This window comes from Caballeronia pedi (assembly GCF_001544915.2).
GTDB lineage: Bacteria > Pseudomonadota > Gammaproteobacteria > Burkholderiales > Burkholderiaceae > Caballeronia > Caballeronia pedi.
This window is the reverse complement of the sequence record NZ_FCOE02000104.1, coordinates 1-1,667: the sequence shown is the minus strand read 5'-3', so window position 1 is coordinate 1,667 and position 1,667 is coordinate 1. Positions and strand designations below refer to the sequence as shown.

Here is a 1,667-nt window from a genome sequence, read left to right as displayed (position 1 = left end):
GCCGTGTGATACGCCAGCAACTGCAGCGGCACGACGTGCAGAATCGGCGACAGCGCCCCGTAGTGCTCCGGCATACGGATCACGTGAATGCCGTCCTCGCTGACGATGCGCGTATCCGCATCCGCGAACACATACAACTCGCCCCCACGCGCGCGCACTTCCTGCATGTTCGACTTGAGCTTCTCGAGCAGCGTGTCGTTCGGCGCGACGGTCACCACCGGCATCGCTTCGGTAACAAGCGCGAGCGGCCCGTGCTTCAGCTCACCCGCCGGATACGCTTCCGCGTGGATGTACGAAATTTCCTTCAGCTTCAGCGCGCCTTCGAGCGCGATCGGATAGTGCAGGCCGCGTCCGAGGAACAGCGCATTCTCCTTGCGCGCGAATTCCTCCGACCACGCGATGATCTGCGGCTCCAGCGCAAGCACGCTGTTCAACGCCGCCGGCAAGTGCCGCAGTTGCGTGAAGTACGCGGCTTCCTGCTTCGCGTTCACGTGACCGCGCATCTTCGCGAGCGTCACGGCCAGCACGAACAAACCGACGAGCTGCGTCGTGAACGCCTTCGTCGATGCCACGCCGATCTCCGTGCCCGCATGCGTCAGGAATGCGAACTCGGTCTGACGCACCATCGCGCTGGTCGCGACGTTGCACACCGCGAGCGTGTGCTTGTGGCCGAGCGACTGCGCGTGCTTCAACGCGGCGAGCGTGTCGGCGGTTTCGCCCGATTGCGAGATCGTGACGACCAGCGCCTTCGGATTCGGCACCGACTCGCGATAGCGATACTCGCTCGCGATCTCGACCTGCGTCGGAATCTTCGCGATCGATTCGAGCCAGTACTTCGCCGTGAGACCCGAGTAGTAGCTCGTGCCGCACGCAAGAATCAGCAGGCTGTCGACGCCCGCGAACGCGTCGCGCGCGCCTTCGCCAAACAGGCTCGGGCTGAACTCGTCGGCTTGCGGGATCGTGTCGGTGATCGCGCGCGGCTGCTCGAAGATTTCCTTCTGCATGAAGTGGCGATACGGGCCGAGTTCCACCGCGCCGCCATACGCCGTCACCACGCGCACTTCGCGCTCGGCAGGCAGACCTTCGCGATCGACGATCTTCACGCCGTCGAGCCGGATCTCCACCACGTCGCCTTCTTCGAGGAAGGCGAAGCGGTCGGTGCTGCCGGCGAGCGCGAGCGCGTCCGAGGCGAGGAAGTTCTCGCCCTCGCCCACGCCGACGACGAGCGGCGAACCCTGGCGCGCGCCGACGACCGTATGCGGCTGATCCTTGTGCATCACGGCGATCGCATACGCGCCATGCAGTTGCTTGACGGCATCGCGTACGGTCTGGAACAGGTCGCCGCGATACATGCTGTGAATCAGATGCGCGATGACTTCGGTATCCGTCTGCGAGACGAACTCGTAGCCCTTGCCCCTGAGCATCTCGCGCAGCGACTCGTAATTCTCGATGATGCCGTTGTGCACGAGCGCCACGGTATCGCGCGAGAAGATCGGGTGCGCGTTGTCGGTGACGGGCGCGCCGTGCGTCGCCCAGCGCGTGTGGGCGATGCCGGTCATGCCGCCGAGATTCGTATCGCGCACTTGCGCGTCGAGATCGGACACACGCGCGACACTGCGCGCGCGGCGCGGCTCGCCGTGGCTCAGCACGGCCACGCCGCACGAGTC

Annotated in this window: 1 protein-coding gene; it reads right to left on the bottom strand. The window is 65.3% G+C overall.

Annotation, left to right across the window (positions count from 1 at the left end):
- Positions 1–1,667 (bottom strand): glutamine--fructose-6-phosphate transaminase (isomerizing) (gene glmS, locus AWB80_RS42695; protein WP_061180601.1); only part of this gene is annotated, 1,667 nt, incomplete at both ends.